This is a genomic window from Pseudomonas asplenii (assembly GCF_001293465.1).
Lineage (GTDB): Bacteria > Pseudomonadota > Gammaproteobacteria > Pseudomonadales > Pseudomonadaceae > Aquipseudomonas > Aquipseudomonas fuscovaginae_B.
The window spans coordinates 98,209-122,618 of sequence record NZ_JSYZ01000026.1 but is presented as its reverse complement, the minus strand read 5'-3'; the positions used below and the strand labels follow the sequence as shown (position 1 = coordinate 122,618).

Sequence of the window (24,410 nt, the reverse complement as noted above, 5' to 3'; positions counted from 1 at the left end):
TTCAGGCGAAACCATCCGAAACCTGCGCCGTCGATTCGCGCATGACGATGCTGGGGATCACGATACGCTGGTCGAGCGCCAGGCCCGGCGTCGCGATGCGCCGCAGCAGCAACTCGGCGGCTGTCTCACCCAGCTCCAGGATCGACTGGCCGACCGTGGTCAGCGCCGGGTAGACATAACGACTCATGCGGATATCGTCGAAGCCGATGACCGACAACTCGCCCGGCACGCGGATACCGCGCTCCGCCGCAGCCCGCAGCGCGCCGATGCCGAGCATGTCGTTGCCGGCGAAAATCGCGCTGGGCCGCTCGCCGTCCAGCAGTCTTGCCGCCGCCAGGTAACCCCCGGTGCTGGTGAAGTCGCTGGCCAGCACCCACTTGGCCGGCACCTTGACCTTGGCCTGCTGCAGCGCCCGGCGATAACCGGCCAGGCGCAGTTGCGCGACGCTGGTGTCCTTCGGTCCGCCGATGAAAGCGATGGCCCGATGCCCCAGCTCCAGCAGGTGGCGGGTTGCCAGGTAGGCGCCCTCCTCGTGGTCGATGCGCACCAGGTCCGTGTCGACTCCGTCGATATCGCGGTCGACCATCACCATCGGCGTACGCACCGCCGACAGGCCGGCGGCAAAGCTGTCATCACCGCCGGTGGAGGCGACGATCAGCCCGTCGACGCGCTTCTCCAGCAACACCCGCAGGTAGTTGCGCTGCTTGTCCGGATCATCGTCGGAATTGCAGAGGATCACACAATAGTTATTGCGTTCGCAGTAATCCTCGATCCCCCGCGCCAGCTCGGCGAAATACGGGTTCAGGCTGTTGGGCACCAGCAGGCCGATAGTCGCGGTGGACTTGGCCTTGAGCGAGCGCGCCACGGCACTGGGCACGTAGTCGAGCTCGGCGATGGCCGCCTCGACCTTGAGCCGCACCCGTTCGCTGACCGGTCGGGTCTTGTTCACCACATGGGACACCGTGGTGTAGGAAATCCCGGCCAGCGCGGCCACGTCCTTGATGGTCGCCATGACTCAGGCCCGCCGACGGGCGCGTTGGCTGCGATAGGTATCGAGCACCACGGCAATGACGATCACCGCACCGGTGATGATCCGCTTGGTCGGCTCGGTCGCACCGATCTGCGCAAGGCCCGCGGCCAGTACGGAAATGATCAGCACGCCGAAAAAGGTGCTGATCACCGAACCACGCCCGCCCATCAGGCTGGTGCCACCGATCACCACCGCGGCGATCACCTGCAGCTCCAGGCCGGAACCGGCGTTCGGGTCGGCCGCTTCCAGGCGCGAGATCTGGAACAGCGCCGCGATACCGGCCAGCAGGCCCATCAGGCTGAACACCAGGATCTTGTACGGCTTGGGGTTGATCCCCGCCAGGCGCACGGCTTCCTCGTTGGTGCCGATGCCGATCAGGTAGCGGCCGAACACGGTACGGGTCAGCACCAGTTGCGCGGCAATGATCACCAGCAGCGCGATGATGAACGACGGCGAAATACCGAAGGCGATCGGGTTCGACAGCCAGGCGAAGGCATCACCGATGTAGGCGGTGCGCGAGCCGGTCATCTGGTAGGCCAGGCCACGGGCCATTTCCAGCACGCCGAGGGAGACGATGAACGACGGAATCCGCCAGGCCACGGTGATCGAACCGGTAATGGTCCCCGCCAGCGCGGCGCAGCCCATGCCCAGCACCGCCGCCGGCAGCACGCTCCAGCCCCAGCCGAGCACCGCGACGCTGACCGCAGAGGCCGCCAGCGCCAGCACCGAGCCGACCGACAGGTCGATACCGCCGATGATCAGCACGAAGGTCATGCCGACCGCCAGCACCATCAGGTCGGGAATCTGGTTGGCCAGGGTGCTGAAGGTGTCGTAGGACAGGAAGTGGCTGCTCAGGCTGGAGAACAGGATGATCATCCCCAGCAAGGCGCCGGCCAGGCCCAGGTAGGTGCCGAGGCCATAAAAGTTGCGACCGGCCTTGGCGGTCGAAGGAGTAGTTTTCATAGGGTATCCCTAGGCGCCGCGTCGTTGAGCAGCGCATCACGTTTCTGGTAGCCGGCAAACGCGGCGGCAAGCAAGTCGTCCTGGGTCCAGCTGTCGCGCTCGAAGGTCTGGATCAGGCGCCCGGCCGAGAGCACGCCGATGCGGTCACAGATCAGCATCAGCTCGCGCAGGTCGCTGGAGACCACCACCAGCGCCTTGCCCTGGCGGGTCAGTTCGCCGAGCAACGCGTAGATATCGAATTTGGCACCGACGTCGATCCCTCGGGTCGGCTCGTCGAACAGCAGCACCGAGCAGTCGCGCTCCAGCCAGCGGCCGATCACCACCTTCTGCTGGTTGCCGCCGGACAGCTCGGAGACCAGTTGGTCCGGGCTGGAACTGCGGATGCGCATGGCCCCGATCTGCCGCTGCGCCAACGCGGTTTCGTCGCGACCGTTGACCACCCCGCCACTGGAAATTGCCGGCATGTTGCCCAGGGCGATGTTGGCGCTGATCGACTGGGTCAGCAGCAGGCCTTCGCCCTTGCGGTCCTCGGTGATCAGGGCGATGCCATGGCGCACCGCATCGACCGGCGAACGGATATCGACGACCTGGGCCGGCGTGCCGAGGGCCACGGTGCCGCTGTCGGCGACATCGGCACCGTAGATCAGCCGCAGCAGCTCGGTGCGCCCGGCACCGATCAGGCCGGAGATGCCGAAAATCTCGCCGGCGCGCACCTCGAAGGACACGTCGAACACCTTGTCCGCCCGGCTCAGGCCCTTGACCGTCAGGGCCGGTGCGCCGATCTTGCGCTCGCCCAGGTCGATGTGTTCACCCAGCTCGCGGCCGACCATCAGGTTGACCAGTTGTTCGCTGTTGTAGTTGGCCATCGGCTCGACACAGACCAGGTTGCCATCGCGCAGTACCGCAATGCGCTGAGCCACCCGCGCCAGCTCTTCCAGCCGGTGGGAAATGTAGATGATCGCCACGCCTCGGGCCTGCAGGCGGGTGATCTGCTCGAAGAGCATTTCGACCTCGCGGGCGGTGAGCATCGCGGTCGGCTCGTCGAGAATCAGCACATGGCAATCGCCGATCAGGTTGCGGGCGATTTCCACCATCTGCTGGTGGCCGATCCCCAGCTCACCGACCAGGGTGTCGGGGTCGATCGCCTCCAGGCCGACCTGGGCCATGGCCTCGATGGCGGCCTGGCGCAGTTGCTTGCGGCTGATCCAGCCACCGTGGCTGGGCAGGTTGTCGAGAAACAGGTTTTCCGCCACCGACAGGGTCGGCAACAGATTGAGTTCCTGCATGACCATGCGGATGCCCTGCTCTTCAGCCTGGGTCCGGCTGCCGGGGGCATAGGGCTGACCCTTGAAGTGCATCTGGCCGGTGGTCGGCGTGACCAGCCCGCCGATGATCTTCGACAGCGTGCTTTTGCCCGCGCCGTTTTCACCGGTCAGCGCCAACACCTCGCCACGCAACAGCGTCAGGTCGATGTTGCTCAGGACAGGTTGCGCATAGGTCTTGCCGATACCGCTGACCGACAGGACAGCGTTCGGTGCGGAAGATGACATAGGAAAATCTCCGGGCGCCCGCTCAGGACGAGCGGGCGCGGTTGCAGCCAGGGGTTGCTTCTCGGGGTTATTTCTTGAGAACCAGTTCGACCGGGGTCTCGATCACGCCATCGACGGCATCGACCTTCTCGCCCTTGACCAGCTTGAGCGCGTTCTGGATACCGAACACCGCCTGCTGGGCCGCGGCCTGGTCGGCGGTGGCCAGCACCCGGCCGTCCTGCAGCATCGGCTTGATCGCCTCGATGTTGTCGTAACCGACCACCTGCACCCTGCCCGCCTTGCCGGCGGCACGCACCGCGGACACGGCGCCCAGGGCCATGTTGTCGTTACCGGCCAGCAGCGCCTTGAGGTCCGGGTATTCGCTCAGCATGGCCGAGGCAACCTTGTTGCCCTGGTCGATTTCCCAGTTGCCGGATTGGGTGGAGACGATCTTCATGCCGGCGGCATCCATCGCGTCCTTGAAACCGGCGGTCCGCTGCTGGGCGTTGGTGGTGGTCGGTACGCCTTCGATGATGCCGACCTTGTCGCCGGAGGCCAGGGTCTTGGCCAGGTAGTCGCCGACCAGGCGCGCGCCCTTGCGGTTGTCCGGGCCGACGAAGGGAATGTCCAGGTTCTTGCTCTTGAGCACCTGCGGGTCGAGGCGGTTGTCGATGTTGACCACCTTGATGCCGGCATCGGAGGCTTTCTTGAGTACCGTCACCAGGGCCTTGGAGTCGGCCGGGGCGATCACCAGGGCATCGACCTTGGACAGGATCATCTGGTTGACGATATCGATCTGGGCGGCGGTGTCGGTTTCGTTCTTGATCCCGTTGGTGATCATGTCGAAATCGGCGGAGTGGGCTTTCTGGTAATCCTTGGCCCCATCCTGCATGGTGACGAAGAATTCGTTGGCGAGGGATTTCATGACCAGGCCGACCTTGGGCTTGGCCGCGTCAGCGAAGGCCGACGACATCGGCAAGGTGGCAGCGAGTACGGCGACAGCGAGCAGACGACCAGCGAATGGCAACTTCATGGGGTTCACTCCGGATCTTATGATTATTGTGAGCAACGTCAGCCACGCGACAGGACGCTTCCACGACGGTGGAACGCCTGGGAAACAACCCGCGCAAACGTTTGCGTGAATGAACTATGCGAACCTCATCGACATTTGTCAACGGGCTGCCCTGGGTTCGATCCAAAGAATAGTCGTGAGTCGGCCACCGGGCGCGATGCCCGGTGGCGAGGGGAAAGTGCGAAGAAACCCTGTGGGAACAGGTTACGCGGTGGTGCTGACCAGCGAGCCGCTGCTGCCGGACTTGGCCTCTTTGGTCAGGGCCTGGAGCAGTGCCGCGGCCGTCGTCATCAGCGCACCGTTGACGGTACTGATCTGCCCCTGGACAGCCATCACCGCGCTGGTGCGGGCATCCTCCGAAGGGTAGGAAGCCTTCTGCGCGGCCTCCAACTGCTGCTGAAGCTCACGCAGTTGCTGCTGCAACTCCTTCATGCGCTTCTGCAGCGCCTTGACCGCGGCGTTGTGGCCACCGCCCGAGCTTTCCTGGGCGCCGCCGGCCGCTTCGGCGCTGCCGCCGCCAGTACGGACCTTGCCGTCCTTGCTGTCGGCCTCATCGCTGTCCTTGACCGCCTTGTCGATCTCGCTCGTCATGGCGATGGTCTTGGACTCCGTCGAGCCGGCGGTGTGGCCGTTGATCATCAGGCCGCCGGGAGAAGGAAAACCTACTGACATGGTAAGAACCTCGGAAAATTTCTGTACCGGCGTATCGGCGGTGGCCTGCTGAACTTTAGCCACGACGTACGAGAGTGCATCGGGTGCCGATACAAAGCTCCTGCAACCTATGCGCCTTCCGCCCACCAGAGGCCGCGAAAAACCTCACTTGGCGGGCAGCCATTTGCTGACATTCAGGCTCAGGCAAATCCTTATAATTTTTCCTACAGCTGACGCCAAATCATAAAAAGCGCTGTCAGAAACGCTCCAGATCTCTCTGATAGTTGCGAAACTGCCTACAGTTAAATACTGTATGCACGTACAGCTTAATTAAGGATTGTTTCGTGGCAAACCCAACTTCAGCCTCCGCCGCCCTCAGTTCCTACGAGCGCATGGGCCTGCGCGTACAGAAAATCATCAACTCCCAAGCGGCCCAGCAGGCCAAGGCCGCGCTGATCTTCCGCATGCCGGACGAACCCTCCGAGGACTGGGAACAGTTGCTCGAGGAGATCGACGAAAACGACAACGTCACCCTCGCCTACCGCGATGACGGTGGCGTGCAGATTTTCTGGACCGTGCCCAAGGAAGACTGAGTGATGCGTCTGCCCGTCATCGCCCTGCTCGGCCTGTGCTGGGTGCTGCCCGCCCAGGCCGACGCTCCACGAACCTTCAGCGAAGCCAAGAAAGTCGCCTGGAAACTGTATGAACGACAATCCACGGAGTTCTATTGCGGCTGCAAGTACAACGGCAACCGGGTCGACCTCCAGGCCTGCGGCTATGTACCGCGCAAGAACGCCGCCCGCGCGGCGCGCATCGAGTGGGAACATATCGTGCCGGCCTGGCAGATCGGCCATCAGCGCCAGTGCTGGCAACAGGGCGGGCGCAAGAACTGCACGCAGAGCGATCCGACCTACCAGCGCGCCGAAGCCGACCTGCACAACCTGGTGCCGAGCATCGGCGAGGTGAATGGCGACCGCAGCAATTTCAGTTTCGGCTGGCTGCCGGAACAGAAGGGCCAGTATGGCTCATGCCTGACCCAGGTCGACTTCAAGGCCAAGAAGGTCATGCCGCGGCCCTCGATCCGCGGAATGATCGCCCGCACCTACTTCTACATGAGCAAGCAGTACGGGTTGCGCCTGTCGAAACAGGATCGCCAGCTGTATGAAGCCTGGGACAAGACCTACCCGGTACAGCCATGGGAACGCCAGCGCAACCAGAGCGTGGCCTGCGTGATGGGCCGCGGCAACGAGTTCGTCGGCGCGGTGGATCTCAAGGCCTGCGGCTGAACCGGCAGGATTTCCCGACCTCGCCGCGCCCCCCCCCTGTAACAGCCACAGCGATGAGGGAGGCGCCCCCTTCTACGGGGCGGCCGTTTTGCCTGCACGTGTGCGGGCTCCCCCGACCGCTTCCTGCACCCTCATCCTGTTACTTACCCTCCTCTGCCTTTCCCTTTTGCATCTGTACAGAAGACTGGGTACCACTGGAATTGTTCTTCGTTTCGTTATCGGACTTGTCGAAGCATCCATGAAGCATGAATACCGTGCACAGGCCAAGGCACATGGATAACCTTTTCATGATCGTTCACCTTTGAGCGAGAGGGTCATGCAGAGCGCGAGGCCTCGTAGCGGTCATCGCGAACCTGCACAAACCGAAATGGGCGGGTCGTTTCAAGCTGCGGGCTTGAGCACCACCTTCGTCCAGCCATCGTCACGCGCGTCGAAGTGCCTGTAGGCGTCCGGGCCTTCGGCAAGCTTGAGACGATGAGAGATGATCCCGGAAGGTTTGGCGCGGCCATGATGGATCAGTTCGGCCAGACGACGGTTGTAGGCTTTGACATTGGCCTGCCCGGTTCGAATCTGCTGCCCCTTGAACCAGAAGGCGCCGAAATCGAAAGCCATCTTGCCTTCCTGGGCCAATTCATTTTCAGCACCCGGATCCTGAGGCACGAACACGCCCACGACACCGATGCCGCCAGTCGCCTTTGTCGAGGCGACCAGATTGTTCATGGTCAGGTGATTGGCTTCATGCCCGTGGCGGTCACAGCATTGATAGCCCACACACTCACAGCCGCGATCGGTCCCTCTGCCATGGGTCAGGTTCAATATCTGATCCACCGCCTCCTTCTCAAGCGCGCTGATGGGCGTGGCCCCCATCTGGGCCGCGAGCCTTAAACGGTCGGGATGGCTGTCGACCACGAACACCTCGGAGGCGCCCTTGATCATGGCCGAATGGGCGGCCATCAGGCCAACCGGGCCGGCACCGTAGATGGCAATGCTCTCCCCCGGCAGAAGGCCAGCCAGCTCGGTTGCATGCCATCCCGTCGGGAAGATATCGGACAGCATGACATAATCGTCTTCACGTTCTTGCGCGTCATCGGGCAACACCAGGCAGTTGAAGTCGGCATATGGCACCCTCAGCAGTTCAGCCTGCCCACCCTGATAAGGCCCCATTTCAGCGAATCCGTAGGCCGCACCCGCGCTGCCCGGGTTAGCCGTCAGGCAGAATCCGGTCAGGCCCTTCTCACAGTTCTCGCAAAAGCCGCAGCCGATGTTGAAGGGCAGGCATACCCGGTCGCCTGCCTTGATCCGATCGACAGCGGCGCCCACTTCGATGACCTCGCCCAGGTTCTCATGGCCGAATACCCTGCCTGTTTCAAAAGAAGTGCGGCCTTCATACATATGCAGGTCAGATCCGCAGATGTTGGTGGTCGTCACTCGCACCAGCACGTCGGTGGGCTTTTCGATCCTGGCGTCCGGCACATTTTGCACGCTGACGTCACGAGGACCGTTGTACACGATGGCTTTCATTGCGTTCTCCCAGAGGCGAGACGAAAGGGAATTTTCGTCAGCACATGTTCAATCTGTCCGAGAGAACGAATCGCCTGTTCAAGAAATCCGCTGCATGTCTGACGAGCGGTAACTCGACTTCAGGACCTCGCACCGCCGAAAGCGGCCGGCGCCACAGCCTGGCTCTCCCCTTCCTGGAGGAACGAACCTGGCAGATCCCGCTCATAAATCTCATGCCGGGTAGTTTTCCATCCAGGAGATGGCTGACATGAAAGACCTTCGAGACACGGTGAACACCCCGAAAACACTCATGCTGGAACGCAACGATTGGGTACCGAATCATCCCCGCCTGCCGGTGATCATTTATCGAAACGCGATCGCTGCATCAGGTGATGATCAGGCGACGCTGCTTGAGAAGACCTTCTCGGCTCACGGCTGGCCGCCTCAATGGCGAGACGGGGTGTATGACTATCATCACTACCACACCGAAGGACACGAGGTATTGGGTGTCGCAAGCGGCCAGGCACGCCTGATGCTGGGCGGCCCGGATGGGCATGTGGTCGAAGTGGGGCCGGGCGACGTGTTGCTGCTTCCTGCGGGAACGGGGCACTGCAATCTCGGCTCGAGTGCCGACTTTCTGGTGGTTGGGGCGTATCCACCAGGCCAGCATGCCGATATCTGCCGGCAGGCACCGAGCCAGACACAGCTTGAACGTATCGCCACCCTACCCTTTCCCGACCAGGACCCCGTACAAGGCAAGGCGGGGACACTGACCGATTACTGGTCCATCAGCTGAAAAAGCGTTTGCAGGCACAAAGACGGACACCGCCCCCCCATGGCGGAAAGGACGCTGGAATGAATGAAGTACGAACAGGCCACCCGGTCAAAGCGCTCTACGCGACAGCGCTCGCCGCGCTCCTGAGCGCATGCGCTGGCAACAATTCGCCGTCTGGGGTGGTCGCCCCGGGCGACGCCCCGTCACTCACCACCCGTTCACTGGATACAGGCGCCGCACTGCTTCAAGCGCGCCCGCCGATAGACGCGTTGAATGCCTACCTGGATGGTTTCCATTTTTATAACGGACACATGGAAGCGCAGATGGAAGCACATCATTACTGCGCCATCCTGAACGAGGAGGTGATCCAGTGCGTGATCTACGACGGTAATCGCCAGGACGCCAAGTTGATGGGGGTCGAGTACATCATCAGCGAGTCATTGTTCGCCGGTCTGCCCAAAGCCGAGCAAGCGCTCTGGCACAGTCATGTTCACGAAGTCAAATCAGGCCAGCTCGTGGCTCCCGGGATTCCCGAACTGGCCGAACATGCCTTGATGGAAAAGCTCGTCCATACCTACGGCAAGACCTGGCATACCTGGCATACCGACCTGAATAAGGATCTGCCCCTTGGCGTTCCACAGCTCATGATGGGCTTCACCGCAGAGGGTCAGAGCGATCCGGAAATGGTGGCCGAACGGGATCGTCGATTCGGGATAGACAGCGCGCAGAAAAAGAAGGCGCGGGCCGATATACCGGCGCCTGCCATTGCGCCAGGGGCGGATGCCTGGCGCAATGGCAAGGTGTTTCAGATAGTGGATCCGACGAACACACCGCACCCGCATTGACCTGCCTCGCCAATCGGTGACACCTGGCTTTCTGGTGGGCCCTCAGGATCAAGCCTCAAGGCTGCGCCTTGTGCTCCACCACCTCCGATTGCATGTTCTGCTTGTCGGCCAGTTGCGCCTTCTTCTGCTCGGCAATTTCCCGGGTGGCGAACGGGCCGGCGATGACCTGGCCGTCATCGAGGATCTTGAACGGGAAACCGTGCTCGATCAGCCACGCGGTCCAGTCGGTCAGCGCCTTGGACTTGTCGTCCTTGATCAGCAGGTCCCAGCCTGTGGCCTGCGCGGCCGCGGCCACCGGTGCAACGGCCGCCTTGGCCGGCTCGGCCTTGTTGCCCGAACCCTCGCCGCAACCGGCCAGCACCACGAATGCCATCATCACTGCTATTCTGCGCACAGAGCGTCTCCCGTAATCGTCAGTTAATGTGATTTTATCACCTTACGGCCAGTCTCATCCGACGTAGATCCGCCCTGCCGCTCCCTTATCAGGCTGAATTACCGACGATTTTCCGGTGCAGGGGAATTAAATAGAATGAAATGACGTCTGTAATGAACCACCCGCTCGGATCGACTTGGCGGTATTCTGTATGTAAGACCTAAGCCAGGAATGCCTGAGAAAGGCACTTCAGTAGTAACAATCAAGGAGTAAAGACATGCTGATACTCACCCGCAAAATCGGTGAAAGCATCAACATCGGCGACAACATCACCATCACGATCCTGGGCGTCAGCGGCCAGCAGGTACGCGTCGGCATCAACGCTCCAAAAGACGTGGCAGTGCACCGTGAAGAGATCTATCAGCGGATCCAGGCCGGTCTGTCTGCCGGAGAAAAGAAGGACAACCTGTAAGTCCTCGAACTCGTCAGCCCTGACATCCGGGGTCGCGGCTGACGAAAGTCCCACCCTTCCCTCGCCTTTTCCCTACATCGCCAGCGTCAGACCGCCAGCCGGCAACGGCAGCGCCGTCTTGTAGCGCACCTGCTTGAGCGCAAAGCTGGAACGGATGTTCGCCACCCCCGGCACCTTGGTCAGAAAGTCCATCATGAAGCGCTCCAGCGCCTGGATGGTCGGCACCAGCACGCGGATCAGATAGTCCGGGTCCCCCGCCATCAGATAACACTCCATCACCTCCGGCCGATCGGCGATCGCCGCCTCGAAGTGCTGCAGGGCCTCCTCCACCTGTTTCTCCAGGCTGACGTGGATGAACACGTTGACGTGCAGGCCGAGCAGGTCGGCATCGAGCAGGGTCACCTGCTCGCGGATCAGTCCCAACTCCTCCATCGCCCGCACCCGGTTGAAACACGGGGTCGGCGACAGATTGACCGAACGGGCCAGGTCCGCGTTGGTGATACGGGCATTCTCCTGAAGGCTGTTGAGAATGCCGATGTCGGTGCGATCCAGTTTGCGCATGAGAGAAAATCACCTGTTTTTTATGCTTATGCAGATTTTTTATCTGCAAATAATCTCAGGCGCAACCAAACAGAGAGAAATATTCTCCTACGACCGGCCTATGATTGTTGTAGGACAAGATTTCCCTTACCCAGGGAATGATTGCCAGCTCGCGCGCCCACTACAAGAAATTCACAAGATAGAGCGTAGAAAGCCATGACCACAGCGTACCCACCGCTGCGCCTGCACGTACCCGAACCCTCGGGACGCCCGGGCTGCAAGACCGACTTCAGCTACCTGCGCCTGACCGATGCCGGCCAGGTCCGCAAGCCCCCCATCGACGTCGAACCCGCCGACACCGCCGACCTGGCCCGTGGCCTGATCCGCGTGCTCGACGACCAGGGCCAGGCCCTTGGCCCCTGGGCCGAGGACATGCCGCTGGAGATCCTGCGCAAGGGCATGCGCGCCATGCTCAAGACCCGCATCTTCGACAGCCGCATGGTGGTCGCCCAGCGCCAGAAGAAAATGTCGTTCTACATGCAGAGCCTCGGCGAGGAAGCCATCGGCAGCGCCCAGGCCCTGGCGCTGAACATCGACGACATGTGCTTCCCCACCTACCGCCAGCAGAGCATCCTGATGGCCCGCGAAGTGCCGCTGGTGGACATGATCTGCCAGCTGCTGTCCAACGAGCGCGATCCGCTCAAGGGCCGGCAACTGCCGATCATGTACTCGGTGCGCGACCATGGCTTCTTCACCATTTCCGGCAACCTCGCCACCCAGTTCGTGCAATCGGTCGGCTGGGGCATGGCCTCGGCGATCAAGGGCGATACCAAGATCGCCTCGGGCTGGATCGGCGACGGCGCCACCGCCGAGTCGGACTTCCACACCGCCCTGACCTTCGCCCACGTGTACCGCGCCCCGGTGATTCTCAACGTGGTCAACAACCAGTGGGCGATCTCCACCTTCCAGGCCATCGCCGGCGGTGAAGCCACCACCTTCGCCGGCCGCGGCGTCGGCTGCGGCATCGCCTCGCTGCGGGTCGACGGCAACGATTTCCTCGCGGTGTATGCCGCCTCCCGCTGGGCCGCCGAACGCGCCCGGCGCAACCTCGGCCCGACCCTGATCGAGTGGGTCACCTACCGGGCCGGCCCGCACTCCACCTCCGACGATCCATCCAAGTACCGTCCCGCCGACGACTGGAGCCACTTCCCCCTGGGCGACCCGATCGCCCGCCTCAAGCAGCACCTGATCGCCATCGGCCAGTGGTCCGAAGAGGAACACGCCGCCGTCAGCGCCGAGCTGGAAGCCGAAGTCATCGCCGCGCAGAAGGAAGCCGAACAGTACGGCACCCTGGCCGGCGGACAGATGCCGAGCGCCGCGACCATCTTCGAGGACGTCTACAAGGAAATGCCCGACCACCTGCGTCGGCAGCGCCAGGAACTGGGGTTATAAGCCATGAACGATCACAGCAAATTGCAAACGGAGAACGCCGTGGCCACCAGCACCATGACCATGATCCAGGCCCTGCGCTCGGCCATGGATGTGATGCTCGAGCGCGACAGCAACGTGGTGGTGTTCGGCCAGGACGTCGGCTACTTCGGTGGCGTGTTCCGCTGCACCGAGGGCCTGCAGGCCAAGTACGGCACCTCGCGGGTGTTCGATGCCCCGATCTCGGAAAGCGGCATCGTCGGCGTGGCGGTGGGCATGGGCGCCTACGGGCTGCGCCCGGTGGCGGAAATCCAGTTCGCCGACTACTTCTACCCGGCCTCCGACCAGATCGTCTCGGAAGCGGCGCGCCTGCGCTATCGCTCGGCCGGCGAGTTCGTCGCGCCGATGACCCTGCGCATGCCCTGCGGCGGCGGCATCTACGGCGGCCAGACCCACAGCCAGAGCCCGGAGGCGATGTTCACCCAGGTCTGCGGCCTGCGCACCGTGATGCCCTCCAACCCCTACGACGCCAAGGGCCTGCTGATCGCCGCCATCGAGAACGATGACCCGGTGATCTTCCTCGAACCCAAGCGCCTGTATAACGGCCCGTTCGACGGCCACCACGAGAAACCGGTCATCCCCTGGTCGAAACACCCGGCCAGCGCCGTACCCGATGGCTACTACACCGTGCCGCTGGACAGCGCGGCGATCACCCGCCCGGGCAGCGAAGTGACCATTCTCACCTACGGCACCACCGTCCACGTGGCCCAGGCCGCCGCCGAGGAAACCGGCGTCGATGCCGAAGTCATCGACCTGCGCAGCCTCTGGCCGCTGGACCTGGACACCATCGTCAATTCCGTGAAGAAAACCCGTCGCTGCGTGGTCGTCCACGAAGCCACCCGCACCTGCGGTTTCGGGGCCGAGCTGATCTCGCTGGTGCAGGAGCACTGCTTCCACTACCTGGAGGCGCCGATCGAACGCGTCACCGGTTGGGACACGCCCTACCCCCATGCGCAGGAGTGGGCGTACTTCCCTGGCCCGGTTCGGGTCGGGGCGGCTTTGAAACGGGTCATGGAGGTCTGAATGGGTACTCACGTCATCAAGATGCCGGACATCGGCGAAGGCATCGCGGAAGTGGAACTGTCCCAATGGCACGTGCAGGTCGGCGACCTGGTGGTCGAGGACCAGGTGCTGGCCGATGTCATGACCGACAAGGCCATGGTCGACATCCCCTCGCCGGTGCACGGCAAGGTGATCGCCCTCGGCGGCCAGCCGGGTGAAGTCATGGCGGTGGGCAGCATCCTGATCAGCATCGAGGTCGAAGGCGCCGGCAACGTGCGCGAAGGCGGCGAAGCGCCTGCGGCCAAGGCGGCACCCGCACCGGTACAGGAGAAACCGGTCGAAGTGGCGGTCGCCGACCCCGTCGCCAAGCCGGCAGCGGCCCCTGCACCGACCCGCACGGCACCGGTGGTGGCCCGCCAGCCCGACGAACGCCCACTGGCCTCGCCAGCGGTGCGCAAACGCGCCTGGGATGCCGGCATCGAATTGCGCTTCGTCCACGGCAGCGGCCCGGCCGGGCGCATCCTGCATGAGGACCTCGACGCCTACCTGGCCCAGGCCGAACAGCCGGCGCGCGGCAGCGATGGCCGCTATGCCCGACGCACCGACGAGGAACAGATCCCGGTGATCGGCCTGCGCCGCAAGATCGCCCAGCGCATGCAGGACGCCAAGCGCCGCGCCGCGCACTTCAGCTACGTCGAGGAGGTCGATGTCACCGCCCTCGAAGAGTTGCGCGTGCACCTGAACCACAAACACGGCGACAGCCGCGGCAAGCTGACCCTGCTGCCGTTCCTGGTACGGGCGATGGTCGTGGCCCTGCGCGACTTCCCGCAGATGAACGTGCGCTACGACGACGAGGCCCAGGTCATCACCCGTCACGGCGCGGTGCATGTCGGCGTCGCCGCGCAGACCGACGGCGGCCTGATGGTGCCGGTGGTGCGCCATGCCGAGAGCCTCGACCTGTGGGGAACCTCCGACGAGATCAACCGCCTGGCCAAGGCCGCCCGTAGCGGCAAGGCGACCCGCGAGGAGATGTCCGGTTCGACCATCACCCTGACCAGCCTCGGCGCCCTTGGCGGCATCGTCAGCACCCCGGTGCTGAACCTGCCGGAAGTGGCGATCGTCGGCGTCAACCGCATCGTCGAGCGGCCCGTGGTGATCAAGGGCCAGATCGTCGTGCGCAAGATGATGAACCTTTCCAGCTCGTTCGATCACCGCGTGGTCGACGGCATGGACGCGGCGCAATTCATCCAGGCCATTCGCGGCCTGCTCGAACAACCCGCCTGCCTGTTTGTGGAGTGAGCATGCAACAGACTCAAAGCACCACCCTGCTGATCATCGGCGGCGGCCCCGGCGGCTATGTCGCGGCCATTCGGGCCGGGCAACTGGGCATCCCGACCATCCTGGTGGAAGGCCAGTCCCTGGGCGGCACCTGCCTGAACGTCGGCTGCATTCCGTCCAAGGCGCTGATCCATGTGGCCGAGCAGTTCCACGCCACCCAGGGCTACAGCGGCGGCAACTCGCCGCTGGGCATCCAGGTGGCGCAGGCGACCCTGGACATCACCAAGAGCGTGGAGTGGAAGGACGGCATCGTCGACCGCCTGACCAGTGGCGTCGCCGGGCTGCTGAAGAAGAACGGCGTCCAGGTCATCAACGGCTGGGCCAAGATCATCGACGGCAAGAACGTCGACATCGATGGTCTGCGCGTGCAGTGCGAACACCTGCTGCTGGCCAACGGTTCGCAGACCGTGGAATTGCCGATGCTGCCCTTCGGTGGCCCGGTGATCTCCTCCACCGAAGCCCTGGCGCCGGCCTCGGTGCCCAGACGCCTGGTGGTGGTCGGGGCCGGCTACATCGGCCTGGAACTGGGCATCGCCTACCGCAAGCTCGGTGCCGAGGTCACGGTGGTCGAAGCCCGCGACCGTATCCTGCCGACCTATGACCGCGAACTGACCCAGCCGGTGGCCGAGTCGGTCAAGGCGCTGGGTATCCACGTGCTGCTGGGGCACAGCGTCGAAGGTTTCGACGCGGCGAGCAACAGCCTCCAGGTGCGTGATCCCCAGGGCGAAACCCTGCCGTTGGCGACCGACCAGGTGCTGGTGGCGGTGGGTCGCAAGCCACGGACCCAGGGCTGGAATCTCGAAACCCTGGCGCTGGCCATGAACGGTTCGGCGATCCGCGTCGACAGCCATTGCCAGACCAGCATGCGCAACGTCTGGGCGATCGGTGACCTGACCGGCGAGCCGATGCTGGCTCACCGCGCCATGGCCCAGGGGGAAATGGTCGCCGAGCTGATCGCCGGCCAGCACCGCGAGTTCAACCCGACGGCGATTGCGGCGGTGTGCTTTACCGATCCGGAACTGGTGGTGGTCGGCAAGACGCCGGACGACGCCAAGGCGGCCGGGCTGGATTGCCTCGTCGCCAGCTTCCCGTTCGCCGCCAACGGCCGGGCCATGACCCTGGAGTCCAGGAATGGCTTCGTGCGGGTGGTGGCGCGGCGCGACAATCACCTGATCGTCGGTTGGCAGGCGGTGGGCGTGGGCGTTTCGGAACTGGCGGCGGCCTTTGGGCAGTCGCTGGAGATGGGCGCGCGGCTGGAGGACATTGCCGGGACCATCCATGCCCATCCGACCCTGTGTGAAGCGGTGCAGGAAGCGGCGCTGAAGGCGCTGGGGCACGCCCTGCATATCTGACAGATAGTGGCAGGACTCGAGGGCCCCTTCGCGGGCAAGCCCGCTCCTACAGGATCGTGTCGTACACAAGGTGAGTGAACGACACAACTCTGTAGGAGCGTGGCTTGCCCGCGAAGACGTCCGCCCAATCACCACAAAACCATCAGCTCAATCGCGATAATCCGGCGCCACCCGCTCCAGCAATCGCAACATCGCCGACCAGGCCAGCTCCATGGCATTCGGGTCGGTCAACTGCCCCTCCTCCACCGGCCGCCCCGGGTCGTTGAACTGCCGCTCGGTGTGCGCGCACACCTCATGGGACGGCAACACCAGCTCGCCGCAGGCCTGCGCCGTCACCTGGATCTCGCACGCCTTCTCCAGGTAATACATGCGCAGAAACGCCTCGCCCACCGTCCTGCCCACGCTCAGCAGGCCATGGTTGCGCAGGATCATCACCGACTTGTCGCCCAGGTCCTGCACCAGCCGCGCCTGCTCATCCAGGTCCAGCGCCACCCCCTCATAATCGTGGTACGCGGTGCGGCCATAGAACTCCATGGAAATCTGGTTCACCGGCAACAGCCCGCACTTGAGCGCCGCCACCGCGCAACCGGCCTTGGTATGGGTGTGCAGCACGCATTGCGCATCCTCGCGGGCGCCATGGATTGCACTGTGGATCACGAAACCGGCCGGGTTCACCGCGTACGGCGAGTCCTCCACCGCCCGCCCGTCGAGGCCGATCTTCACCAGGCTCGAGGCGGTGATCTCGTCGAACAGCAGCCCATAAGGGTTGATCAGGAAGTGGTGCTCCGGCCCGGGCAGGCGCAGAGAGATGTGGGTGAAGATCAGATCGGTCATGCGAAAATGCGCAATCAACCGGTAACAGGCCGCCAGTTGCTCACGCAGTTGGCGCTCGATGGCCGCCGGCGCGGCAGCGGTGTGCAGAAGGTCATTCAAGCGGATCACTCCTACAGGCTGGGAATTGGAACGGGCCGGGCACCACGCTAGCGCCCGACCCTGGCTACTTTACTTGCTTGCCCAGGCATTGAAACACTCTTCGAGCTCTTCGCCGTGATCGACCCAGAAAGCGACGTTCATGGACAAGGCGTCCTTGAGATGCGGCGAGCCGATGCTGTTCGAGGAGGTCGATACCCTGGTGTTGTGCCAGGGGCATCAGCCGGTCGACAGTCTGGGCGAGGAACTGCAGGGGCTGGTGGACTTCCAGCACATCGGCGACTGCCTGGCGCCGCGGACGGTCGAGGAAGCGATCCATGAGGGGCTGAAGGTTGCCTGGAACCTCTGATACCAGGCTGTCGTACCGGATGAACCTGAACATGACCGGCAACGGTTGGTTCGACCTCAGTACTTGAACCTCCCCACCAGCGTATTGAGTTCGCTGGAAATATCCGCCAGTTGCTCGGCATCGTTGCGGGCGGCGCGGGCCAGGTCCTCGACCTCGCGCGCATCGGTATGAATCTGCGTGATGTGTCGGTTGATATCCTCGGCCACCTGGTGCTGCTCTTCGGCGGCGGTGGCGATCTGGCTGTTCTGATCTCGGATGTTATCCACCTGATCACGTATCTTGTTGAAGCTTTCCCGGGCCTGCTGGATACGGTCGACACTCTGGCGCGACATGTCGACGCTGGCCTGCATCTGCCGGGTGACGTTCTCGGTGCCGCGCACCAGGTTGCCCAGCAGGCCGTCGATCTCGCCGGTGCTGTCGGCGGTGCGCCGTGCCAGCGCCCGCACCTCGTCGGCCACCACGGCGAACCCTCGTCCCTGATCGCCGGCACGCGCCGCCTCGATGGCCGCATTGAGCGCCAGCAGGTTGGTCTGCTCGGCAATCGAGCGGATGGTGTCGAGGATGCCGTTGATGTTGCGGCTGTCCGCTTCCAGTGCCTGCATGGCCTCGGTGGCCTGCTCAAGGTTGCTCGACAACTGCCCGACATTGTCGGTCGCCTCGTCGATCTGCCGTTGCCCGCTCTGCACGTCACGCTGGCCGGCGTCGGCCGACGACGCCGCCTCGGAGCACGAACGCGCCACCTCGTTGGCGGTGGCCACCATTTCGTTGAATGCGGTGCTGACCAGTTCGAGCGCCTCGCGCTGGCGCAACGCGGCATCGTTCACCGCGTGGGCGACCTGGCGGGTGCCACCACTGGTGCGCTGCAGCCTGCCCGAGGTCTGGCCGATGTTGCGCACCAGTTGCGCGATGGCGCCAAGAAACTCGTTGAACCAGCCGGCCAGCACCGCCGTTTCGTCATTGCCGCGCACGGCCAGGTTGCGGGTCAGGTCGCCCTCGCCCTGGGCGATGTCCTGCAGGCCACTGGCAACGCCGCGGATCGGCCGCACGATGATCCCGGCAAACCGCGCACCCACCAGGGCGAACAGCACCGCCATGACCAGCGCGGCCCAGAGGATGATCCAGCTCAGGCGATCGGCCTTGGCCATGACCTCCTGCTTCTCGATCAGCCCGATCAGGTGCCAGCCCAGGGCCTTGGAGGTGTAGACATTGGCCATGTAGGTCACGCCCTTGAGCGTGACCTCTGTCGAGCCTTCGCGCAGTGCCGCCAAGGGCTCGTAGTCACCGCCCAGGTCAGCCAGGCGCTTGAACGAATGCGCCGGATCGGCGGCATCGACCAAGACGTTGCCATCGGCTTCGGTGAGCATCAGGTAGCCGCTGCGCCCCAGCCTGATCTTGCGCACCAGCTCCGTCAGTTGCTTGAGCGACACATCCAGGCCGACCACGCCACGCGGGTTGCCCTGCGCGTCATTGAGGGTGCGCATGGTGCAGATCAGCACCGAATCGCTGGCCGCCCAGTAGTACGCCGGCGTGCGCACGATGCTGCCCGGTACCGCCATCGCCAGGCGGTACCAGGGTCGGGTTCGCGGGTCATAACCGGCCAGGTCCGGCACGTCCGGCCAGGCGACGTAGCCCCCGTCGTCGGTGGCCAGCGACACATAGGCGGTGTTCGGGTGCGCCTTGGCAAAGCTGTCGAAGATATCCAGCGTCGTCTTGGCGATCGCCGGCGGCGCGACGGTCGCAGCGTCGGCAGCCATGTACCGCTTGAGCCCGGAGAGCGACGCCAGGCGAGGGTCCTGGGACAGGTACTGGACGTTCTGGGCGATGCCGTCGAAGAACTGCTGCATGCCGTTGTCGATCTGCAGAATCTCGCGGGTGCTGCTGTCGACGAAGTTGTCCCTGGCCTCATCACGCAGATTGACCACCACCACCGCTGCGACCAGCAGCAGCGGGACACCGGCGATCCCCGCAAACACACACGTCAATTTGTCTCTTATTTTCATTGTGCTCGATCCAGAACGTAGGGAGGGCCAGGGCCCGGGCAGTCGACGGCGGTTTACTCGAAGCGTTTTTCCCGCGAAGGCGGATAGCCGAAATAGGCGGTGTAGCACTTGCTGAAGTGGCTGGGCGAGACGAAGCCGCAGGCCACGGCGACCTGCACGATGGTCAGCCCCGAGTGCTGCAGCAGCCGGCGGCCCTCGGTCACCCGCAGTTCGAGGTAGTAACGGCGTGGCGTGGTGTCCAGCTGTTCCTTGAACAGCCGCTCGATCTGTCGCCGCGAGCGGTTGACGTAGCTCGACAACTGCATCAGGTCCAGTGGCTCTTCCAGGTTGGACTCCATGAGTTTGACCACCTCGCGCAGCGGCTCGGCCATCTTGATGTGCAGCTTGGGATTGACCCGGCGATAGCGCGACGCCTCGAAGGCGAGGATGTCGATGATGCCGTCGACCAGCGCGCCGTTGCGCATCTTGCCGATCCACTCCAGCACCATGTAAAACGCGCCGGTCGGGCTGGCGGCGGTATAGCGGTCACGGTCGACCATGTAGCTTTCGCTGGTGACCTGGGTTTCCCTGGCCGCCTCGGCCAGGGCCAGGCGATGCTCGGGGTGAATCGCGCAGCGATAGCCTTCGAGCAGATTGGCCTGCGCCAGGAACCAGGCACCGCTCCACAGACCGCCCAGTGCGATATCCTTTTCGGCGGCCTTTTTCAGGAAGGCGCGCAACTCAGGCTGCTCGTGCAACGGCGAACGCAGACCACCACACACCACCAGCAGGTCGAAGTCGTCCGGACTGCAATCGGCGAGCCCGGTGTCCGGGCGAATGACAATGCCCAGGTCACTGATGACATCCTGCCCACCGACTGTGATCGTCCGGGTGGCGAACCAGGACGGCTGCAGCAGGTTGGCCGTAACCAGGGTATCGAGGGCCTGCGTGAAGGCCGGCATCGAGAAGTGCTCCAGCAGGATGAACCCGACCGCCGCCTGCGCTGGCGGCGATACTTCATTTTTTTGTACGTAGCGATAGTTCTTGACCTGCAGGCCACCGCTGAAAACTCTTCTGTCTACCATGTATTGCTCATATCAAGTGATCTGAAAGCCATGGGCCAACGGATCCTCGTCGTCGACGACGATCGTGTTGTATCCGGTGACCCTGGCCCAACCCGTTACGCTGGGCTGGATAGCGGTATGGGCACCGAGCGTGGTCTGTGCCTCGACCCGTCCGGTGAAGGTGGTGCCGATCAGGCTCTGGTGGCGGAAATCCTGGCCCACCGCGAGCCGGCCACGGCCGTGAAGTTGTGCCATGCGCGCGCTGGTGCCGGTGCCGCCCGGGGAGCGGTCGATGGCCTGCTCGCCATAGAACACCGCGCAGCGCCCATCGACCTGCGGGTTGTCCGGCTGGTCGCACCAGATCACGTGATGCACGCCACGGATGCGCTCATCGAGCGGATGGACCGGGTCGATCACCGAGGCCAATGCGCTGCGCAGCTTCTGGCTCAGGGCAATCAGCGTGGAGGCCTTGGCGCCCTCCAGCCCAGGCCAGTTCGACTGGGGTTCGACCACCGCGTAGTAGTTGCCGCCGTAGGCGATGTCCACGCTTAGCCACCCTACTCCCTCAATCTCCACCGTCACATCGGTGGCATGCAGGTAGCTGGTGACGTTGAGCATCTTCACACTGCTGACCCGGCCTTCCTGCATGCGGTACTCGACATCGACCCGACCAGCCGGCGTTTCCAGCGCCAGCTTGCCGGGCACCCGTGGCGTCACCAGCCCTTCCTGCAGGGCACTGGTGACCAGGCCGATCGTCCCGGCGCCGCACATCGGCAGACAACCACTGACCTCGATGAACAGCACGGCCACGTCGCAGTCGTCGCGATACGGCGGGTAGAGGATCGCGCCGGACATCACGTCATGACCGCGCGGCTCGAACATCAGCGCCTGGCGGACCCAGTCATGGCGCTCGACGAACAACTCGCGGCGCTCGGCGATGGGCAGGTGCGGCAGCATCGGTGCGCCACCCGCCACCAGTCGTACCGGGTTGCCGCAGGTGTGTGCGTCGATGCAGAAAAAGCTGTTCTTCATGGTGATCATTTCCCGTGGCGTGGCTGCCGATTGCGTTCCAGTACGCCGCGCGAGACGCGGTCGAGCAGCAAGGCGACGGCGACGATCGCCAGCCCCGCCCGCAGGCCCAGGCCCATTTCCATGCGCGTCAGCCCACGGGTCACCTCGGCGCCCAGGCCACCGGCACCGACCAGCCCGGCCAGGACCACCATCGCCAGCGACAGCAGGATGCACTGGTTCAGGCCGACCAGGAGGGTCGGCATGGCCAGCGGGATTTCGATCTTGAAGAGGATGGTGCGCGGCGAAGCGCCCATGGCGTTGCCCAGCTCCAGCATGTGCTTGGGGATCTGGTTGAACGCCAGGGTGGTCAGGCGCAGCATCGGTGGAATGCCGTAGATCACCGTGGCGATGATCGCCGGCACGCGGCCAAGGCTGAAGATCATCACCGCCGGGATCAGGTAGACCCACGGCGGCACGGTCTGCATCACGTTCAGCAGCGGGCTGAGCATGGCGTCGACCCGCTTGATGCGCGAAGCCAGGATACCCAGCGGGAAGGCGATGCTCACCGAGATCAGCACCGACACCGACACCAGCGCGATGGTCTGCATCGAGGCGGTCCACAATCCGGCGAGCAGGCAGAAGCCGAGCATGACCACCGCCAGTATCGCCACGCGCAGGCGCGCCGCCAGCAGCGTGCCGATGAACACGATCGCGATCACCGCCAGCGGTGGCAGGGCCAGGAAAGCCGACTCCACGGCGCCGAGCACCAGTGAGATCAGGCTGCTCACGGCCGCGAAGAAGCCGTGCAGGTTGGTATTGAGCCAATCGACCACCGGCGCGATGTAGCGCCCTGGAGAAAACTGCAGGTCGGCGAGGTTCATTCGCGATTCTCCCGGGCTTTGGGGGTGGCGCTCTGGGCCATGCGGTCGATCACCATGGTCAGGATCACGATGGCGATGGCGGCGTCGATCGAAGTGGCGATGTCGAGGGTACGGATGGCGTTGTAGATCACTTGTCCCAGCCCACCGGAACCGACGATGCCGGCAATCACCACCATGCCGAAGGCCATCATCAGGCTCTGGTTGACCCCGGCCATGATGCTCGGCAGGGCGAACGGCAGGCGGATCTTGCTGAACATCTGCCAGCCGGTCACACCGCTGGCGTGACCCAGTTCGACGAACGCGGTGGGCGTCATGCGGATCCCCAGCGCGGTGAGGCGAAACGCCGGAGCGAAGGCGACGATGAAGGTGGCGATCAGCGCGGTACCGGGGCCATAGCCGAGCAAGGCGATGGCCGGCAGCAGGTAGATGTAGGGCGGCAGGGTCTGGATCAGGTCCAGTGCCGGCTCCACGATCCGGTCCAGGGCCGGCAGCAGGCCCGCCACCACGCCGAGCGGAATGGCGACCAGCAGCGCCAGCACGGTGGCGGCCACCACCAGTGCCAGGGTGCTCATGGTTTCCCCCCACATACCGATGAGCGCGCAGAACAGCATGGCCGCCAGCGTGCCGAGGGCGAAACGCAAGCCGGCCAGGCGCCAGCCGAGCAACGCCAGCAACAGCGCCGTCACGTAGAACGGTGGCAGTTGCAGCAGCCAGTACAGGCCCTGGTACAGGCCCTGCAGCCCGGCGTTGATGCCGTCGAACAGCGAGGAGGCGTTATCCTGAAGCCATTCGAGCATCGCATCGACCGTGCTGTCGAATTGTTCGGGGAAGCTTTCGAAGGCCATGATCACGCCCTCTCCCGCAGTTCGCCGGCCACTTCGGCGTGCTCGTTGGCGATGCCTTGCACGCCGCGCAGCAGGTCGCGAATGGTGATCACCCCGACCACCACGCCGGCCTGGACCACCGCCAGCGCATCACGCTCGGACTGGGTCGCCAGGCCGATGATGTGGTCCAGGTCGGCATCCGAGGCCACCTGGGCCAGGCGCGACACGTCGACGCCCGGATGGACCTGCTGGAACACGGCCACCGGAGCCATGATCGAATGCGCCTTGACCAGGTGCAGGCGCGAGATGCCGGCGACGAATTCAGCCACATAGTCGTCGGCCGGGTTGAGCACGATGTCCTCGGCCGTACCGACCTGAATGATCATGCCGTCCTTCATGATGGCGATGCGATCGCCGATGCGGATCGCCTCTTCCAGGTCGTGGGTGATGAACACCGCCGACTTGCCCAGTTCCTTGGTCAACTGGCGGAATTCATCCTGCAATTGGCGACGGATCAGCGGGTCGAGCGCGCTGAACGGTTCGTCCATCAGGATCACTTCAGGGTCCGCGGTGATGGCGCGGGCCAGGCCGACACGCTGCTGCATGCCGCCGGAGAGTTCGTTGGGGTAGCGGTTGGCCCAATCGCTGAGACTGACCTTGGCCAAGGCCCGTTCGGCCACTTTCAGCCGTTCGGCCTTGGGTACACCCTGTACCTCCAGGCCGAAGGCGGTGTTTTCCAGCACCGTGCGGTGTGGCAGCAGGGCCACACTCTGGAACACCATGCCAATGTGCTTGGCACGCATGTCACGCAGTTGCTGGGGGTTGAGCGAATTGAGTTCACGCCCCTTGACCAGCACCTTGCCGGCACTGGGCGTGATGAGTTTGTTCAACAGCCGGATCAAGGTTGACTTGCCGCTGCCGGACAGGCCCATGATGCAGAAGATCTCACCACGGCGCACTTCCAGATTGACGTCCGATACCCCCACGACACAACTGTAGTCATGCAGTATCTGTTTCTTCGAGAGCCCCTTTTCAATGACCGCGCGCATCGCCTCTTCGGAGCGCTCGCCAAATACTTTCCAGACAGACTGGCAACTCACCAGTACTTCTTGGGCGTCTACTGTTTGCGTACTCATATCAATCCCGTCCGGCCTTT

23 protein-coding genes and 3 pseudogenes are annotated in these 24,410 nt (G+C 63.9%); 10 read left to right on the top strand and 16 right to left on the bottom strand.

All coding sequences use genetic code 11. The features are described 5' to 3' along the window. Position 1: 1 nt before the first annotated feature. The 5 genes from PF66_RS28220 to PF66_RS28200 all read right to left on the bottom strand — a co-directional run bounded on the left by PF66_RS28220 (position 2) and on the right by PF66_RS28200 (position 5,266). Positions 2-1,012 carry a LacI family DNA-binding transcriptional regulator gene (locus PF66_RS28220; protein WP_054064489.1) on the bottom strand — a complete coding sequence of 337 codons (1,011 nt, stop codon included), beginning with the start codon at positions 1,010-1,012 and terminating at the stop codon, positions 2-4. Positions 1,013-1,015: 3 nt separating this feature from the next. Beyond that, positions 1,016-1,993, bottom strand: coding sequence for an ABC transporter permease (locus PF66_RS28215; protein ID WP_054064488.1), 978 nt, complete (start codon positions 1,991-1,993; stop codon positions 1,016-1,018). Beyond that, on the bottom strand, positions 1,990-3,543 hold the full coding sequence (locus PF66_RS28210) for a sugar ABC transporter ATP-binding protein (RefSeq protein ID WP_054064487.1): 1,554 nt from the start codon (positions 3,541-3,543) through the stop codon (positions 1,990-1,992). Before PF66_RS28210 ends, PF66_RS28215 begins: the two co-directional genes overlap by 4 nt. A 67-nt stretch (positions 3,544-3,610) precedes the next feature. Continuing rightward, complete coding sequence (locus tag PF66_RS28205) at positions 3,611-4,555, bottom strand: sugar ABC transporter substrate-binding protein (protein ID WP_054064486.1); 945 nt, start codon at positions 4,553-4,555, stop codon at positions 3,611-3,613. 243 nt (positions 4,556-4,798) lie between these two features. After that, on the bottom strand, positions 4,799-5,266 hold the full coding sequence (locus PF66_RS28200) for a hypothetical protein (RefSeq protein ID WP_241494469.1): 468 nt from the start codon (positions 5,264-5,266) through the stop codon (positions 4,799-4,801). Positions 5,267-5,637: 371 nt separating this feature from the next. On the opposite strand from PF66_RS28200, the gene PF66_RS28195 reads away from it, so the two are divergent. Beyond that, positions 5,638-5,838, top strand: a complete 201-nt coding sequence (locus tag PF66_RS28195) for a DUF1654 domain-containing protein (protein ID WP_054057767.1) — start codon at positions 5,638-5,640, stop codon at positions 5,836-5,838. A gap of 3 nt (positions 5,839-5,841) precedes the next feature. Then, positions 5,842-6,531, top strand: a complete 690-nt coding sequence (locus PF66_RS28190) for an endonuclease (RefSeq protein ID WP_054057768.1) — start codon at positions 5,842-5,844, stop codon at positions 6,529-6,531. Between the two features lie 381 nt (positions 6,532-6,912). Here the strand turns inward: PF66_RS28190 and PF66_RS28185 are convergent, their stop codons facing one another. After that, the gene (locus tag PF66_RS28185; protein WP_054064484.1) at positions 6,913-8,052 is read right to left on the bottom strand and encodes a glutathione-independent formaldehyde dehydrogenase; all 1,140 of its coding nucleotides are present in this window, start codon (positions 8,050-8,052) and stop codon (positions 6,913-6,915) included. Between the two features lie 247 nt (positions 8,053-8,299). Here PF66_RS28185 and PF66_RS28180 point away from each other — a divergent pair, with 247 nt between their 5' ends. Next, positions 8,300-8,827, top strand: a complete 528-nt coding sequence (locus tag PF66_RS28180) for a cupin domain-containing protein (protein WP_054057753.1) — start codon at positions 8,300-8,302, stop codon at positions 8,825-8,827. A gap of 59 nt (positions 8,828-8,886) precedes the next feature. Continuing rightward, positions 8,887-9,651 carry an OBAP family protein gene (locus PF66_RS28175; RefSeq protein WP_054064483.1) on the top strand — a complete coding sequence of 255 codons (765 nt, stop codon included), beginning with the start codon at positions 8,887-8,889 and terminating at the stop codon, positions 9,649-9,651. Between the two features lie 55 nt (positions 9,652-9,706). On the opposite strand, the gene PF66_RS28170 is transcribed toward PF66_RS28175, so the two are convergent. Beyond that, a complete protein-coding gene (locus tag PF66_RS28170) occupies positions 9,707-10,045 on the bottom strand; it encodes an SPOR domain-containing protein (RefSeq protein WP_425357922.1) in 339 nt (112 codons plus the stop codon). A gap of 256 nt (positions 10,046-10,301) precedes the next feature. On the opposite strand from PF66_RS28170, the gene csrA reads away from it, so the two are divergent. Further along, positions 10,302-10,496 carry a carbon storage regulator CsrA gene (gene csrA, locus PF66_RS28165; RefSeq protein WP_054057756.1) on the top strand — a complete coding sequence of 65 codons (195 nt, stop codon included), beginning with the start codon at positions 10,302-10,304 and terminating at the stop codon, positions 10,494-10,496. A gap of 72 nt (positions 10,497-10,568) precedes the next feature. On the opposite strand, the gene bkdR is transcribed toward csrA, so the two are convergent. Continuing rightward, positions 10,569-11,057, bottom strand: a complete 489-nt coding sequence (bkdR, locus tag PF66_RS28160; protein WP_010443703.1) for a Bkd operon transcriptional regulator BkdR — start codon at positions 11,055-11,057, stop codon at positions 10,569-10,571. A 195-nt stretch (positions 11,058-11,252) separates the two neighbouring features. On the opposite strand from bkdR, the gene PF66_RS28155 reads away from it, so the two are divergent. The 4 genes from PF66_RS28155 to lpdA are packed head-to-tail and all read left to right on the top strand — an operon-like array spanning position 11,253 to position 16,216. Continuing rightward, a complete protein-coding gene (locus tag PF66_RS28155; protein WP_054057757.1) occupies positions 11,253-12,488 on the top strand; it encodes a 3-methyl-2-oxobutanoate dehydrogenase (2-methylpropanoyl-transferring) subunit alpha in 1,236 nt (411 codons plus the stop codon). Positions 12,489-12,491: 3 nt separating this feature from the next. Next, positions 12,492-13,547, top strand: coding sequence for an alpha-ketoacid dehydrogenase subunit beta (locus PF66_RS28150; RefSeq protein ID WP_054057758.1), 1,056 nt, complete (start codon positions 12,492-12,494; stop codon positions 13,545-13,547). Then, entirely contained in the window at positions 13,548-14,825 is a 1,278-nt protein-coding gene (locus tag PF66_RS28145; protein WP_054064481.1) for a dihydrolipoamide acetyltransferase family protein, read from the top strand. Between the two features lie 2 nt (positions 14,826-14,827). Next, on the top strand, positions 14,828-16,216 hold the full coding sequence (gene lpdA, locus PF66_RS28140) for a dihydrolipoyl dehydrogenase (protein WP_054064480.1): 1,389 nt from the start codon (positions 14,828-14,830) through the stop codon (positions 16,214-16,216). Positions 16,217-16,363: 147 nt separating this feature from the next. Here lpdA and PF66_RS28135 read toward each other — a convergent pair whose 3' ends face one another. Further along, complete coding sequence (locus PF66_RS28135; protein ID WP_054060020.1) at positions 16,364-17,149, bottom strand: class II aldolase/adducin family protein; 786 nt, start codon at positions 17,147-17,149, stop codon at positions 16,364-16,366. A gap of 163 nt (positions 17,150-17,312) precedes the next feature. Between PF66_RS28135 and PF66_RS32355 the strand changes: the two are divergent. Beyond that, positions 17,313-17,495: pseudogene (locus PF66_RS32355) on the top strand (hypothetical protein); the annotation flags it as partial. A 56-nt stretch (positions 17,496-17,551) separates the two neighbouring features. On the opposite strand, the pseudogene PF66_RS34080 reads toward PF66_RS32355, so the two are convergent. The 7 genes and pseudogenes from PF66_RS34080 to PF66_RS28105 all read right to left on the bottom strand — a co-directional run. Continuing rightward, positions 17,552-18,088: pseudogene (locus PF66_RS34080) on the bottom strand (methyl-accepting chemotaxis protein); the annotation flags it as partial. A gap of 324 nt (positions 18,089-18,412) precedes the next feature. Beyond that, positions 18,413-19,339: pseudogene (locus tag PF66_RS34075) on the bottom strand (cache domain-containing protein); the annotation flags it as partial. A gap of 209 nt (positions 19,340-19,548) precedes the next feature. Then, positions 19,549-20,559: a GlxA family transcriptional regulator gene (locus PF66_RS28125; protein WP_054060021.1), complete on the bottom strand. Its 1,011-nt coding sequence runs from the start codon at positions 20,557-20,559 to the stop codon at positions 19,549-19,551. 12 nt (positions 20,560-20,571) lie between these two features. Beyond that, positions 20,572-21,570, bottom strand: coding sequence for a 4-hydroxyproline epimerase (locus tag PF66_RS28120; RefSeq protein WP_054064525.1), 999 nt, complete (start codon positions 21,568-21,570; stop codon positions 20,572-20,574). Positions 21,571-21,575: 5 nt separating this feature from the next. After that, entirely contained in the window at positions 21,576-22,430 is an 855-nt protein-coding gene (locus PF66_RS28115) for an ABC transporter permease (protein ID WP_054064478.1), read from the bottom strand. Continuing rightward, the gene (locus PF66_RS28110; RefSeq protein ID WP_054064477.1) at positions 22,427-23,275 is read right to left on the bottom strand and encodes an ABC transporter permease; all 849 of its coding nucleotides are present in this window, start codon (positions 23,273-23,275) and stop codon (positions 22,427-22,429) included. Before PF66_RS28110 ends, PF66_RS28115 begins: the two co-directional genes overlap by 4 nt. A 2-nt stretch (positions 23,276-23,277) precedes the next feature. Beyond that, the gene (locus PF66_RS28105) at positions 23,278-24,390 is read right to left on the bottom strand and encodes a quaternary amine ABC transporter ATP-binding protein (protein ID WP_054064476.1); all 1,113 of its coding nucleotides are present in this window, start codon (positions 24,388-24,390) and stop codon (positions 23,278-23,280) included. Positions 24,391-24,410 lie beyond the last annotated feature (20 nt).